This window comes from Tenacibaculum sp. 190524A05c, assembly GCF_964036595.1.
Lineage (GTDB): Bacteria > Bacteroidota > Bacteroidia > Flavobacteriales > Flavobacteriaceae > Polaribacter > Polaribacter platacis.
The window spans coordinates 654,656-668,996 of sequence record NZ_OZ038523.1; the positions used below are offsets into that span (position 1 = coordinate 654,656).

The window sequence follows — 14,341 nt, forward strand, 5'->3', positions numbered from 1 at the left end:
GAGTTTATCTTTTTGATATTTTGTTATTTGAAATATTTCTTTGTCTTGTACACTTGAATCGCCCTTTTGGGAATTCTCTTTTAGCTTGATGTTTTGTTGCTCTTCCTGATACTCGTTTCCTCCACATTCTAAAGCTAGATGGCTTCATTTCTTTTCGCATGAGTTCAATTACTTCTTGTTCTTTTAAACCAAATTGGAACTTAATTGCATCAAAAGTTGTTCTATCTTCCCAAGCCATTTCGATAATACGGTCTATTTGTCTATCCGTCATAATAATCGAGTTTTAAAAATTCATTTTTTAGATCAATCATCTTATCAATGAATTTTCGATTTTCTACATAATTTTTGTTCTTCATAAACTTTATAAAGCTTCCTTCAGCATGAATACTAAAAAAATTAGCATTATATACTACCAAACGGTAATAGGGAATGCACCAAGAATAGCGTTCTAATCTATTTGTAAAATGAACTAAAATTCCATTTGGTCTTAATTCAATATTTCCATAGTCTAATTCTGAAAATTGCTTTTGAGTAGGTTGTAATTTATCACTAAGCTCTTTAATGATAAATCGCCCCGATCCTACACCTTTCATTTTAATTCTATCGAGTAATGAAAAAGGCTTACCAACCAGTTCATCACTGTGAATTCTAAAATCTTCGTTGTTATATGTGGTATTAAAAATCATTCGTCTCTTAACATTCTACTTCTATTATTAATCGTATGCTTTTTAAGTATTCGAATACTCTCTCTCAATACATCTTTATCTTTCTTCATATTCCACAAAATATCACTCGCGCGTTTACGATTCTCTTTAATATTTACAATGGGTTCAGGATAATCCTCACCTATGATACAATTATTAAATTGTTGATCTAAAGGAGTCATTAAATACGGTTCATGAATAAATGGAGTTGGTAAATGAGCTAACTCTGGAACCCATTTTTTGATAAAAGTTGCATCCGGATCATGTTCCTGTCCGTTTTTTACAGGATTATATATTCTTAAATTGTTTATACCAGTTTCTCCAGCTTGCATTTGTAATTGCGGAAAATGTATACCGGGTTCAAAATCTAAAAAACATCTAGATAAATGATGCGTAGCTTCTTGCCATGGCTGCCACAGAATATGAGTGAAAAAAGAAACCAACATAGCACGCATTCGAAAGTTTATATATCCCGTTGTGTTTAAACAACGCATCGATGCATCTACCAACGGAAATCCGGTTTGACCAGTTTCCCAGGCTTCTATGTAAGATTTGGATATTGATTTCTTAAGTTTATGGTACCCTTTATTTACACTAGCATTTTCCATTGTGCATTCCATTTCAAATTTTTGAATGAAATGCGCTTGCCAACGTAATCTCGAAATAAAAGCACCAAGATGTCGTTCTCCCTTTGCATTTTGTTTTACTTCTTTTGCTTTTTGAAATACTTCTCTTATTGACACATTTCCCCAAGCTATATAAGGAGATAATCTACTACAACTAGATCTTGAAGCTTCTGGCTGAGATATATGAAACATGTAGTTCTCATATCTGTTATTAAAAAATGAATCCGCGTATTTCCAAGCTACAGTTCTTCCTCCTTCTTGGAAATTAGAACTATTTTCTGTTTTTAAATCAGTCGTATGGAAATATTCAGAAAGAGAATTTATTTCGGATAAAGTAATAAAATCTTCAGGTTTAGCTTCAAATTCGATTAAGGGTTGATACATGTAACTTTCCCATTTATCAAACCAATCTTCTCTATTTAATAATCCACGGAGCACTCCGTTATTAATGTTTTCTGTCCATTCAATAGAATTATTTCTACAATACCTTGCAAACTCTTTATCTCTATTAAATGTGACTAATAAACCCGTTTCTTGATGCGAGAATACTTCTTTGATAGTATACTTAGTCTGCAACTGGTTGAATACCGCAAAAATGTCTCCAGTGACACTAAGTACCTTTGTATTGTATTTAGATAAATCCTCGTTAATGTCAACTATAGATTGTTTGATGAAATTCCAGTGGCGTTCACTATAATGAGCATCTTCAAGAAGTAGATTTTCAAAAACATATACAATTAATACTCTATTTTTTGAATTTAGAGCATTAAATAAAGCTTCATTATCTGGCAAACGTAAATCACGTTTTAACCAAACTATTGATATGTTCTCTTTATTCTTCATGAAATTTTAAACTATAATTTGCTATTTCTTTATCTTCTTCTAATTGAGTTAAAAACTGTTCAGCTTTTGTAAATAATTGATTTCTCTTTTCTAAATTCATTTTATCAAGATTAGAAATCAACATTCTTAAACGTGGATTTTTAGATAGTACCTCTCTGTTCTTATCCATAAATCTCCAGAACAATCCATCCCAAACTTGTTGCCAATCTCCATTAGGATAATCGCTCATTTTCTTGATATAGTTACTACTACTTATGTATGGTTTGGTAGACATCAATCCTCCATCGGAAAATAAGCTCATTCCGTATACATTAGGAACCATTACCCAATCATAAGCATCAATAAATAACTCCATAAACCATTGGTAAACATCATCAGGATCGAACTCACACAATAGCATGAAGTTTCCAAGTATCATTAGTCGTTCAATATGATGTGTATAAGAAGTTTTTAGTATTCTTTTAATGGTTTTATCAATAGGAAGTATTCCTGTAGTTCCATTGTAAAAAGAAGCGGGAATTTTTCTGTTATGATTCCAGAAATTACGTGTCCTCTCCTCTGTTCCTTTTACTTCATAAACACCTCGTATAAATTCTCTCCATCCTAATATTTGTCGTACAAAGCCTTCTAAAGAATTTATTGGAATATCATTTTTCGCAGCATAATTAGTTGCTTCATTTATAACATATAAAGGTGATAATAAACCAACATTAATTAACGGAGATAAAATACTATGATGCAGGAAGTTTCTATCCTGTAATATAGCATCTTCATAATCACCAAACTCATGAAAACGTACCTCAAAAAACTCTTTTAGCCAATTTTCAGCTTCTTCAAAAGTTGTTGGATAAATTTGAAAATCATGCAACTCTCCTAAGTTCTCTTGAAAGCATTCTTGAATATATTCCTTAGCCTCAGAGAAATATTGGTTGTTATCGGGGAACATTACAACAGGAGTAATTTTATTCTTTGGATATTTTTTCCTGTTATCGACATCAAAAGTCCATTTACCACCTACGGGATCGCCATTTTGAACTAATATATTTCGCTTTATACGTTGTTCCTTATAAAAAGAAGTCTGAAAAAACTTCTTTTTTGATACTTTAAAAAAACCTTGTAAATCTGATTTTGTGTTGATGAACAAAGGATTATCGAACCAATGGATTTCAATATTCGTAGTTACATTATGAATTCTCTTTTCCAACCAGTTATCTGTAGGATTATATATGTAAACCTTAGTATAACCTTCTTTTTCAATATGTGGGATTAAATTTCTCACATCAGAATACTCAGAATTAGCCTCAATGTATAAGACAGAATAACCTAAGGAATTCAAATAACTCTCGTAAAACTTCATGGAAGCTCTATGAAATACTAATTTTTGTTTGTGAAAATTATATTGATTAAAATAAAGAGTTTCCTCAACTAAATAGATAACGGTATCTAGAGATAAATAATCTCTTACATTTCTAATCAGTTGATGCGGAAATATGATACTTGCTTTATTCATTTAAAATAACATTGGTTGTAACCACGTTTGCTGAAATTTACGGTTTGAATCATAGCGTTCAGCTTGTAGTTTTACGTTAAACTTTCTATCTCTGGGATCATTTCCTACTCCTGCCACATATTGCCAATTACCATAGTTACTATGTACATCATAATCAATCAACATGCTTTCAAAATAGGCAGCTCCTATTCTCCAATCCAGTAATAATTCCTTAGCGAAATATGATGCAACATTCTGTCTACCTCTGTTACTCATCCAGCCCGTTTGTTTCAGTTCGATCATATTCGCATTAACAAATGGTTCTTCTGTTTCACCATTTATCCATTTATTAATGAGGTCTTGTTTATTCTTCCATTCGTATTCAACCTTTTTAATACCGCTTTGTTTGAATAAACTATTACCATGTTTTAATGACAAATACTTAAAGAAATCTCTCCAAATTAGCTCAAAAATCAACCAATATGTAGATTGATTTTTTGTAATAGTTTTTTCATATTTCTTTATTTGCCAGTAAATAGTTTTGGCTGATATACAACCATTAGATAACCAAGAAGAGAATTTTGAACTATAATCTTTACCTAATAAACCGTTACGAGTTTTCTTGTAAAATGATAATTTCTCAGTTTCAAAGAAATACTCCTGCAATCTTTGGTTAGCAGCTGTTTCGCCACCTTTAAAAGGAAAAGCTGAATATGCTAGCACTTCGAAATCTTCAAATCCTAAATCTTTTAGCGTATAGAATTTAGTTGTTTGTTGAATAAGGTTAGACTCCTCTTTTTTTATCGGGATAATTACTTCGTTAATTGTGCCGTACTTCTCTACTTTTTTTCTGAAATCAGTAAAAATTTGAGGTGTTTGATGAATTTTGAATGGAATATTTTCCGGTTCAAATAATAACTGGTCATAGTACTCAAACACCTCAATCTGCTCTGGAATTGATGATCTTAAATGTTGTATTTCAGTTGTTTCTTCACTTGTAAATTCTCTTTGAAAAAAAAGAGCATCCGCGTTATGCGTCAGACAAAATTGTGGCAAAAATAGTTGCGGATGCTCATAACATAAGAAGAGAGAAATGTTTAACGATTTTAAATTTTTATATAAATCTTCAACAGATTCAATTGTAAATTTTGCTCTATATTTTTCTGTTTTTTTAAAACCAAATTGATCCGTTTTATAATGTCTTGGGTTGTAACAATAAACACCAATAACTTTATCATAGTTAGCACATGCTTCTGAAAGCACTTTATTATCATAAATTCTTAAATTGTTTGTAAACCAAACTACTGCTGTTTTTGACTTCTGCATTTCTTACTACAATATTTAACATGTTCCCAATCTCTTTCCCATTTCTTTCTCCAAGTAAAAGGTCTATTACAAGTGAGACAAATTTTTGTGGGCAAATGTTGTTTTTTTTCTCCTCTCATTTATCAGACACTAAAGCATCTATCATTCCATTAAATACAAATGCGTGAAATGGTAATACGGCATACCAGTATAGTCGCCCCCAAATACCTTTTGGTCTAAAAACCGCTCTTTGAAACAATTGATTTTTAACAATCTTAAATTCCAACCAAGCTTCTCCCGGTAATTTCATTTCAGCAAATAGTAATAATCGCTTCTCTTCTTTATCAGCTAATAATACGCGCCAAAAGTCTAGTGGATCACCGGGTTCTAAATAGGTGCTATGGGTACGTCCTCTTCTAAGACCGACTCCACCAACCAATTTATCTACATAACCTCTAATTTTCCAGAGCCATGTAAAACTATACCATCCAGTATCTCCACCTATCGACCAAATTTTATCTATAGTGATATCTTCGTTTATAATTTGTCTTGATCGAACATCTTTAAAACATCCAAACTGAGGCATTCTAATATGCTTACTCAACTGATCTCTAAACACACCACTACTTATGGCATCTTTCCAACTTGATATTACTGCATTCTGTTCTATTTTTTGAAAAGCCAATGATACTGCTTCTTTGTAAGTAATTGGATCTATTCCAAGTATCTTATTAATATTACTGGGCTTAGCAATAACTTCTACCTTCATACTATCCACTAAGGCTTTCGCTAAATTGAAAGAAGTGGATGTTACAAAATAGAGCCAATAGGATGACAATCGAGGTGTTAAGACAGGAAGCGTTAATATGTAACGTTTAAGTCCTCGTACTTTTCCAAATTCTAAAAGCATTTCCTTGTATGTTAATACTTCTGGACCACAGATATCAAAGGATTTATTCAACACTTTTTCGTTACCAAGTGCCTTGACTAAAAAACTCAACACATCTCGAATAGCTATGGGTTGCGTTTTGGTATTCAGCCATTTTGGTGTAACCATTACAGGTAACTTTTCTACAATATCTCGTATAATTTCAAAAGAAGCGCTTCCACTTCCTACAATAATTCCTGCTCTAAATGTGGTTAAGGCATAGGATTGAGATTTTAATAATTGTTCAACCTGTAATCGAGATTGTAAATGTTTAGATAAGGAACTATCATTAACAATTCCACTTAAGTAAACTACTTGTTTACAATTGGTCTTTTCAATTAATTCTTTGAATTTAGAAGCACACTTCTTTTCTAGACTTTCAAAATTCTCAGAACTTGTAGACATTGAATGGATTAAATAATAAGCCGCGTCAATATCCTCTGGAAATGATATTGTTTCGTCTTCTAGAAAATCAATCTTTAAGAATTCAATATTCTCCTTATTCTCGATTTCATCTGGTATTCTATTTAAATCACGGACACAACATATTAGTTCATGATTGTCTTCTAACAATCTTAGAACTAGTCGTTTGGCAATATAGCCAGTTGTTCCTGTGATTAAAATTTTCATACTTTATCTGTTACTTTTTTAGGTCTTTGATATTCATATCTTGTATTTGACTCTGGTACTGCATAAGCGTCTAAACCGTTTATTGTTGCAACATTACCTTTGGCTAAATCTAGAAAACCGTCTTGTTCAGAATACATGTCATCATTCACATAAAAAAACTGAATTTCACCAACTACCATAATGGTATCATTGGCTTTGATATAGTATTCTTCTAAATATTTCATTCCTATTTGAACAGGACATTCCTTTACAAAAGGTGCATAAAAATCATTTTTATATTCAGGGGTTAAATTGGTCATATCAAACTCAGAAATACTTTTGTCGTACTTAGCCGAAGTATGATGAGCTTGTGCTGTTATTTCCTTACAAATATGATTGACAGTATAAAATCCTGTGTTTTTAATGTTTTCATAGGTATTTCTTGGAACTGTTGTAGGTCTAAGAATGAATCCTAATACTGGTGGATTAGATCCTAAATGAACAATTGAACTAAATACAGCAACATTTTCTTGTCCATCTTCAGATACCGTACCCAATAAATTAGCAGATTTATAGCCTGAAAGACTATTCATTAGATTAATTCTGTGAATTCTGTCAAAATTCGATATGCTATGTTGGTCAAAAAACTTCATTAATACTGTGTGAAATTGTTGATTTTAATATTCGTTGCCTTTAAATCATGCATAAGATTATATAAGCCAAAGAATGTTCTGTTGATATAAATAAAATGTTTTGAACCTCTATTACCATTCATATTCCTTAATTCAGTACTCTTGGCATATTTTGTTCCTAATTCAGTAATTTTCCCAAAGAAATCCGCATCTGAAAAATCGAATACTTCTTGGTGAAATGGCTGTGTAAAAAGACTTAACATTTCATGAAACATGTCTTTGAAGAAAATAATTTCTTCTTGAGAATCATCTTCTCTAAGTATTTCCAATTCATATAATTTCTTTTCAAAAAACTCAGGATTAGAAATGTTTTCTTTTTTAGCCAACTCGAAATATGGAATGTAAAATTCTTCAGGAACTTCTTTCATACAACCAAAATCTAAAACAATAAGGTCGTTATCCTTTGAAACTAAAAAGTTACCTGGATGTGGATCGGCGTGAACCTTACGCAGCTTATGCATTTGGAACATATAAAAGTCCCATAGAGCTTGACCTAATTTTGTAGCTACTGCTGAATCGGAGTTTTTAGCTGTAAACTCCGAAAGATGAATTCCTTCCATCCAATCCATTGTAATGATGCGATCAGAAGAATATTCTTTATAATAATTAGGAAATTTAAGGTTTGCGATATGCTTACATGAATCAACTATATCTTGGCTTTGAGAGACTTCTAAAATATAATTTGTTTCTTCAATCAGTTTATTTTCAACTTCTTTAAAGTATTTATCACTATCCTTTCCTCTGATATTAAACATCTTGATAGCAATTGGCTTAACTAAAGATAAATCAGACGAGATACTTTCTGCTACTCCAGGGTATTGAATTTTAACAGCGTATCTTTTATCGTCCTTTTTTGCTAAATGAACTTGACCAATACTTGCCCCACTAACAGCTTCTAAGTCGAACTTGTCAAATAATTCATCAGGATTTTTACCAAAATATTTTTTAAATGTTTTTTTAACTAATGGTGCAGATAATGGTGGAACTGAGAATTGCGATAATGAAAACTGCTCAACATATGCTTGAGGAAGTATTCCTTTTTCCATACTTAACATTTGAGCTACTTTTAAAGCACTTCCTTTTAGCTGCTTTAAGCCATTATAAATATCTTCAGCATTATCTTTATTTAATTGTTCTTTTGCCTCTTCTTCTCCGTTAACAATTTTGTTTCCGTAATATTTAATGTAGTTCACACCAACTTTAGCTCCAGTTTGAACTAATTTAGATGCTCTCTGTATTTTTGAAGTTGGTATATTATCTATCGTTTTCATTTGCCTACAGCTTCCTTGTATAAAAATTTACCTAAATCAATAACACTCTTGACAGGTGCTATATCTAAAATATCAAAACTTGTATTTACTGATTTTTCAATGAAAATATCTGTTTTGTCAAATCCTGGTGATGTATCTTCTAACCAAAACTTTAATGTCAAAATCAATTGTAACCAAGCACTTTCACTAATTGCCTTATCTTGAATTTTTTCTATGCGCTCTTGCTTAAAATCAAGTTTAGGGATATCTAAGCTGTGAATAAAGTTTTTGAAATGCTCTTTAAATTTATTTAGCGATTTGACTTTTTTCAACATATTCTTTTGATGTTGTAAAGCATAAACTACATAACTCCTATTTGCAGTAAAGTTTTCAAATAGTGTGTAGTAATAGCTTAACAACTTGCTTTTTGCATCATAATTAGCATAGTCTTCGCTTTTCTCAAGTAGAGCTAACGTGTTGCTGTGAAATGCTTCGAAAATTGATGATTGGATTACTTCAAACGAAGAAAAGTTTGCATAAAACAATTGCTCATCAAAGTTATTCTCCTTACTGAATAGGTATACTGATTTTGGCTCTTCATTATGTGTTAAGACATAATCCATATACATACTTAAAATATCGTTTTGTGTGATGTTCTTTTTTTTAGCCATTAGTGTGAAAATTTTCTCTATCAAAGATACGAATTTTTTGTTTAAGAAATAATTAAAAAAGTAAAACAAAATTAAATTTTAACTTTTTATTAATAGTAATACTATTATCTTTGCATAAAAAACAATTAATAATGGATGAGTTACTTTCAAATATAAAGATCGAAGTACCTGAAGGAGTTTATATTAAGAACCCTGAATCCTCGGAATTAGGAAAGAAAATAGTACAGAATAGTATTGTGATAATAGACGAAATAGGCTTTGAAAACTTTACATTTAAAAAATTGGGAAAGCTTATTGGATCTAATGAAAGTTCTATTTATAGATATTTTGAAAGCAAACATATGCTTTTGATTTACCTAAGTTCTTGGTATTGGAGATGGATCGAGTATCAACTAGTAATAGAAACATTCAGTATTAAAGACACAAAAGAGAAATTAATTCAAGCTATTGAAGTAGTAACGAGAACGACTAAAGAAGATAAGAATTTCTCACATATTAACGAAATACTATTAAATAAGATTATTATTAATGAAAATTCGAAATCTTATTTAACCAAAAGTGTTGATTCTGAAAATAAACAGGGATATTTTCTTCCCTATAAAAGAGTTGTGCGAAGGTTAGCAAGCATTATATCTGATCATAATAGTGATTATGAATTTCCATTGACTTTAGCTAGTTCAATTACAGAAGGAGCACTACATCAACAATTTTTAAAACTACATTTTACTACAATTACCAACTGTAACAATGATGTTACACCAACTAAATTTTACACAGATTTAATTCTAAAAACTTTATCTAATGAATAATAGTTTATTAACACCTTGGAAGCGATTTTTAGGGTTATTAAAATTAGAGCGTAAAGATATTTTTCAAATTTCTTATTACGCCATCTTCGAAGGATTGGTGTCGTTATCATTACCTTTAGGAATTCAAGCAATTATCAACTTAATTCAAGGAGCACAGGTTTCTGCTTCATGGATTGTTTTGGTGGTATTAGTAACGGCCGGTGTAATATTCTCAGGAGTTTTAAAATTAATGCAATTAAGAATTATTGAAACCATTCAACAGCGAATCTTCACGAGAGCATCTTTTGAATTGAGTTATCGTTTTCCTAAGATTAAAATGAAGGAATTACGTAATTATTATTTACCTGAATTAGCGAATAGATTCTTTGATACACTTACAATACAGAAAGGATTATCTAAAATATTAATTGATGTACCTTCTGCTTTCTTACAAATCGTCTTTGCACTTTTACTTTTATCGTTTTATCATCCGTTTTTCATTCTTTTTGGAATACTATTGGTAGTATTAATATATGGTGTATTCAAATTAACATCACAACGAGGAATTGAAACGAGTTTAGATGAATCAAAAAACAAATATAAAGTAGCACACTGGTTACAAGAAGTAGCTAGATCTGTTGTTAGTTTCAAGCTTTCAGGAAAAACAAGTTTAGCTTTAGATAAAAACGACAACCTAGTTCATAAATATTTAGAATCAAGAGAAAGTCACTTTAAGATTTTAGTGATTCAATTTATTCAAATGATCAGTTTTAAAGTTCTAGTAACAGCCGGATTATTATTAATTGGTGGTTTCTTGGTACTGAATCAAAAAATGAATATTGGACAATTCGTGGCGGCAGAAATTATTGTTTTATTAGTAATCAATTCCGTTGAAAAACTAATTCTAGGTTTAGAATCTTTTTACGACGTATTGACGTCAATTGAAAAATTAGGTCAAGTTGTAGATAAGCCAATAGAATCGCAATCAGGTGAAATAATTGAAGGACATTGTACAATTCAATTACAAGATGTATCCTATGAAGTTTCAAATAGAATCTCTCCTATTCTATCGAACATTAATTTGGAAATCAACAAACAAGATAGAGTTTTGGTACAAGGAGAAAGTGGTTCTGGTAAATCTAGTTTATTACAATTAATCGCAGGAGTTAATGAACCTACTTCAGGATATTTATATGTAAATAATTTATCTATTACAAGTTTACATATTAATGCTTATCGATCTAGTTTAGGATTGTCTTTATCAGAAGAAACACCTTTTGAAGGAACGTTTAGAGAAAATATAACCTTTGGGAACACTGAAATTACAGATCAAGAGATTTATGATGTTTTAGAAATTGTTGGATTAACAGACTTCTTAAAAATTCAACCGAAAGGATTAAATACAATTATTAAACCTGAAGGAAAGCAAATGGCATATACCATTGCTAAGAAAATAATTTTAGCGAGAGCTATTGTAAAGAAACCGGAGTTATTAATTCTTGAAGACCCACTAGATCAATTTCAACAAAAAGAAACACAGGCTATTATTGATTACTTAACAAGTTCAGAAAGACCTTGGAGTCTAATTGTTGTAAGTAGTAATGACAACTGGAAATCTAGATGTAACAAACATATTGTATTAGAAAAAGGTCAAATTAAATCGTAATAAAAATGCTTAATATTTCAAATAATTCGATTTCAAAAAATATTGATTTGACTAAGTTCAAATCTGGTGAAGATATATTTACTAAAGAATATCACAAAAGATTTAGACAATTCTTAATGGGGTTTTCTATAATGATTTTGGTTATTTTATTCTTGCCTTGGACACAGAACATTTCAAGTAAAGGAAACGTAACAACATTACAACCTAATCAAAGACCACAAACTTTACAATCACAAATTCCAGGTAGAATTGAAGAATGGTTTGTACGTGAGGGAGATTTTGTAAAAAAAGGAGATACAATTCTTAGAATTTCTGAGATCAAAAGTGATTATTTTGATAACAGATTAACTGAAAGAACTCAAGAGCAGCTTGATGTAAAAAGTCAATCTGTAGATGCTTATAACAATAAAGTACAAGCTTTAGAACGTCAAATTAATGCATTAGAGCGAGAGAAAAGGTTAAAACTTCAGCAAGCAAATAATAAGTTGTTGCAAGCAAACCTACAGGTACGAAGTGATAGCATCGATTTAAAAGCTGTAGAAACTAAAAATACCATTGCTAAAACTCAATTTGATCGTGTTATAAATCTTCAAAAAGAAGGATTAAAAGCAGTAAAAGACGTTGAAGAAAAGCGAGCGAAATTTCAAGAAGCGGCTGCTAAATTAATCTCACAGCAAAACAAATATTTATCGTCACAGAACAAAGTAATTAATGCAAGATTGGATATTTCGACCATTAATGCTAGTTATGATGACAAAATTGCGAAAGCAAATAGTAACCTTTTTACCGCGAAATCTGCTGCTTTAGATACAAGAGCTCAAGTTTCTAAATTGGAAACTAATGTTGCTAACTACAGTAGAAGAAATAGTTTACTATATATAACTGCACCACAAGACGGATTTATCAACAAAGCTATTAAATCAGGTATTGGTGAAACATTTAAAGAAGGAGAAGAATTGGTTGGAATAATGCCAGCTAATTATGAGTTAGCGGTAGAAATGTATGTAAGACCAATTGATTTACCGTTAATTCATATAAATGAAGATGTGCGTGTACAATTTGATGGTTGGCCTGCTATTGTATTTAGTGGATGGCCAAATGTATCTTATGGTACTTATGGGGCTAAAGTTGTAGCAATTGAAAACTTTATTAGTGAAAATGGAATGTATAGAGTATTGTTAGCACCGAATAAAGATGATCATCCTTGGCCTACAGCAATTCGAGTTGGTTCTGGAGCTAAAACAATTGCCTTATTAGATAATGTTCCGATTTGGTTTGAAATGTGGAGACAGATTAACAGCTTCCCTCCTAACTTTTACCAACCAGAAAGAAAAATTGATAATTCTTCTAAAAAGAAAAAGTAATGAAGAAATTTCTAAGTTATTTTTTAATATTCAGTGTTTATTTAGGTTTTTCGCAAACTGAGATAGATTCAACACTTACACTAAGTGAGTATATTGGATATGTAAAAAAGTTTCATCCTATTCTAAAACAGGCGCAACTGAAAACTACAGAAGGAGAAATAAAGTTGATGAAAGCTCGTGGAGCTTTTGATCCTAAGATTGAAGTTGATTACGACAAAAAGAAGTTTAAGAATACTAATTATTTTGATAAGCTTAATACTACGTTTAAAATACCAACTTGGTATGGATTAGAGTTTAAAGGGAATTATGAGAAGAATTCTGGAGCATTTCTAAATCCCGAATTTACAGTTCCAGATGAAGGTTTGTATAGTGCTGGTGTTTCTGCTTCTTTAGCTAGAGGATTATTAACCAACGAAAGAATGGCCACGCTTAAAAAAGCAAAAATTTACAGATCACAAGCTAGAGCAGATCAGCAAATTTTAGTCAATGAAATTTTATATAAGGCGATACTCACCTATTTCGATTGGTTGAAAGAATATCAAAAGCGTAACACATATAGAAACTTTTTAAAGAATGCTAGCGATCGTTTTTCTAATGTTAAGCGAAGTTTTGAAGAAGGTGATAAACCTGCTGTTGACACCTTAGAAGCTTCTATTAATTTAAAAAATAGAATTTTAGATTTAGAAAAGGCTAAGCTAAAGTATGTTAAATCAAAATTGAAATTGGCCAACTTTTTATGGTTGGAAGATAATTTACCTCTAGAATTAGAAGAACAAATTATTCCGGATATGAATACACTTGCCTCTATTGATAATACGCTTGATACAAGCACATTAAATAATAATCAGGCAATTGTGAATAACCACGCTAAAATTCGATCATTAGAATACAAAAAGGAAAATTTAATAATAGATAAAAGATTAAGATTGAATAATCTTTTACCAAAAGTAGATGTAGAGTATAATTTCCTGACGTCTAAATTTGGAGATCTTTCTAATCTGGATACCGATAATTATAAGGCTGGATTAAATGTGAGTATTCCATTATTTCTTAGGAAAGAACGTTCAGATTTAAAACTTGCAAGATTGAAGTTACAAGATATTGACTTTGTTATTTCTTCTAATAAAGCCAATTTATCAAATAAAATTGATGCTGTTCAAAATGAAATAAATTCTTACCTAGAACAAAATAGAATTCTAAATGATTTGGTAGAGGACTATCAAGTATTGGTAAAAGCTGAAGAAAAAATGTTTTTACTTGGAGAAGGATCTTTATTCAGAATAAATTACAGAGAAGTAAAGTTGATTGAAACTCAATTAAAAGCAATTGATAATTTTAATAAATATTTTGGAGCAAAAGCTTCATTATATCAGTTGATTAATAATCAATTGATAAATTAAAAAAAG

General features: G+C 30.7%; 14 protein-coding genes. 4 read left to right on the forward strand and 10 right to left on the reverse strand.

The features are described from left to right. Positions 1-4: 4 nt before the first annotated feature. Genes ABNT61_RS02865 through ABNT61_RS02910 form a run of 10 tightly spaced genes read right to left on the reverse strand, consistent with a single transcriptional unit; the run spans position 5 to position 9,117 of the window. A complete protein-coding gene (locus ABNT61_RS02865; RefSeq protein ID WP_348711929.1) occupies positions 5-271 on the reverse strand; it encodes a TIGR03643 family protein in 267 nt (88 codons plus the stop codon). Then, on the reverse strand, positions 261-686 hold the full coding sequence (locus ABNT61_RS02870) for a hypothetical protein (RefSeq protein ID WP_348744779.1): 426 nt from the start codon (positions 684-686) through the stop codon (positions 261-263). Before ABNT61_RS02870 ends, ABNT61_RS02865 begins: the two co-directional genes overlap by 11 nt. Then, positions 683-2,173: a deoxyribodipyrimidine photo-lyase gene (locus ABNT61_RS02875; RefSeq protein ID WP_348744780.1), complete on the reverse strand. Its 1,491-nt coding sequence runs from the start codon at positions 2,171-2,173 to the stop codon at positions 683-685. Before ABNT61_RS02875 ends, ABNT61_RS02870 begins: the two co-directional genes overlap by 4 nt. Then, on the reverse strand, positions 2,163-3,683 hold the full coding sequence (locus tag ABNT61_RS02880) for a cryptochrome/photolyase family protein (RefSeq protein WP_348744781.1): 1,521 nt from the start codon (positions 3,681-3,683) through the stop codon (positions 2,163-2,165). The genes ABNT61_RS02875 and ABNT61_RS02880 overlap by 11 nt, the downstream gene beginning before the upstream one ends. Then, positions 3,684-4,988, reverse strand: a complete 1,305-nt coding sequence (locus tag ABNT61_RS02885; RefSeq protein WP_348744782.1) for a DASH family cryptochrome — start codon at positions 4,986-4,988, stop codon at positions 3,684-3,686. After that, positions 4,964-5,107: a DUF2256 domain-containing protein gene (locus ABNT61_RS02890; RefSeq protein WP_348744783.1), complete on the reverse strand. Its 144-nt coding sequence runs from the start codon at positions 5,105-5,107 to the stop codon at positions 4,964-4,966. Before ABNT61_RS02890 ends, ABNT61_RS02885 begins: the two co-directional genes overlap by 25 nt. Continuing rightward, positions 5,104-6,525: an SDR family oxidoreductase gene (locus tag ABNT61_RS02895; RefSeq protein ID WP_348744784.1), complete on the reverse strand. Its 1,422-nt coding sequence runs from the start codon at positions 6,523-6,525 to the stop codon at positions 5,104-5,106. The genes ABNT61_RS02890 and ABNT61_RS02895 overlap by 4 nt, the downstream gene beginning before the upstream one ends. After that, positions 6,522-7,157, reverse strand: coding sequence for a flavin reductase family protein (locus ABNT61_RS02900; protein ID WP_348725443.1), 636 nt, complete (start codon positions 7,155-7,157; stop codon positions 6,522-6,524). The genes ABNT61_RS02895 and ABNT61_RS02900 overlap by 4 nt, the downstream gene beginning before the upstream one ends. Continuing rightward, a complete protein-coding gene (locus ABNT61_RS02905) occupies positions 7,157-8,467 on the reverse strand; it encodes an ABC1 kinase family protein (protein ID WP_348744785.1) in 1,311 nt (436 codons plus the stop codon). The genes ABNT61_RS02900 and ABNT61_RS02905 overlap by 1 nt, the downstream gene beginning before the upstream one ends. Beyond that, on the reverse strand, positions 8,464-9,117 hold the full coding sequence (locus ABNT61_RS02910; RefSeq protein WP_348711941.1) for a TetR family transcriptional regulator C-terminal domain-containing protein: 654 nt from the start codon (positions 9,115-9,117) through the stop codon (positions 8,464-8,466). The genes ABNT61_RS02905 and ABNT61_RS02910 overlap by 4 nt, the downstream gene beginning before the upstream one ends. Positions 9,118-9,248: 131 nt before the next feature. On the opposite strand from ABNT61_RS02910, the gene ABNT61_RS02915 reads away from it, so the two are divergent. Genes ABNT61_RS02915 through ABNT61_RS02930 form a run of 4 tightly spaced genes read left to right on the forward strand, consistent with a single transcriptional unit; the run spans position 9,249 to position 14,335 of the window. Then, positions 9,249-9,926, forward strand: a complete 678-nt coding sequence (locus ABNT61_RS02915; protein WP_348744786.1) for a TetR/AcrR family transcriptional regulator — start codon at positions 9,249-9,251, stop codon at positions 9,924-9,926. Next, positions 9,919-11,571 (forward strand): peptidase domain-containing ABC transporter, encoded by a 1,653-nt coding sequence (locus tag ABNT61_RS02920; protein WP_348744787.1) that lies wholly within the window; start codon positions 9,919-9,921, stop codon positions 11,569-11,571. Before ABNT61_RS02915 ends, ABNT61_RS02920 begins: the two co-directional genes overlap by 8 nt. Positions 11,572-11,576: 5 nt before the next feature. Further along, a complete protein-coding gene (locus ABNT61_RS02925; protein ID WP_348725440.1) occupies positions 11,577-12,935 on the forward strand; it encodes an HlyD family secretion protein in 1,359 nt (452 codons plus the stop codon). Continuing rightward, positions 12,935-14,335, forward strand: coding sequence for a TolC family protein (locus ABNT61_RS02930; RefSeq protein ID WP_348744788.1), 1,401 nt, complete (start codon positions 12,935-12,937; stop codon positions 14,333-14,335). The genes ABNT61_RS02925 and ABNT61_RS02930 overlap by 1 nt, the downstream gene beginning before the upstream one ends. Positions 14,336-14,341 lie beyond the last annotated feature (6 nt).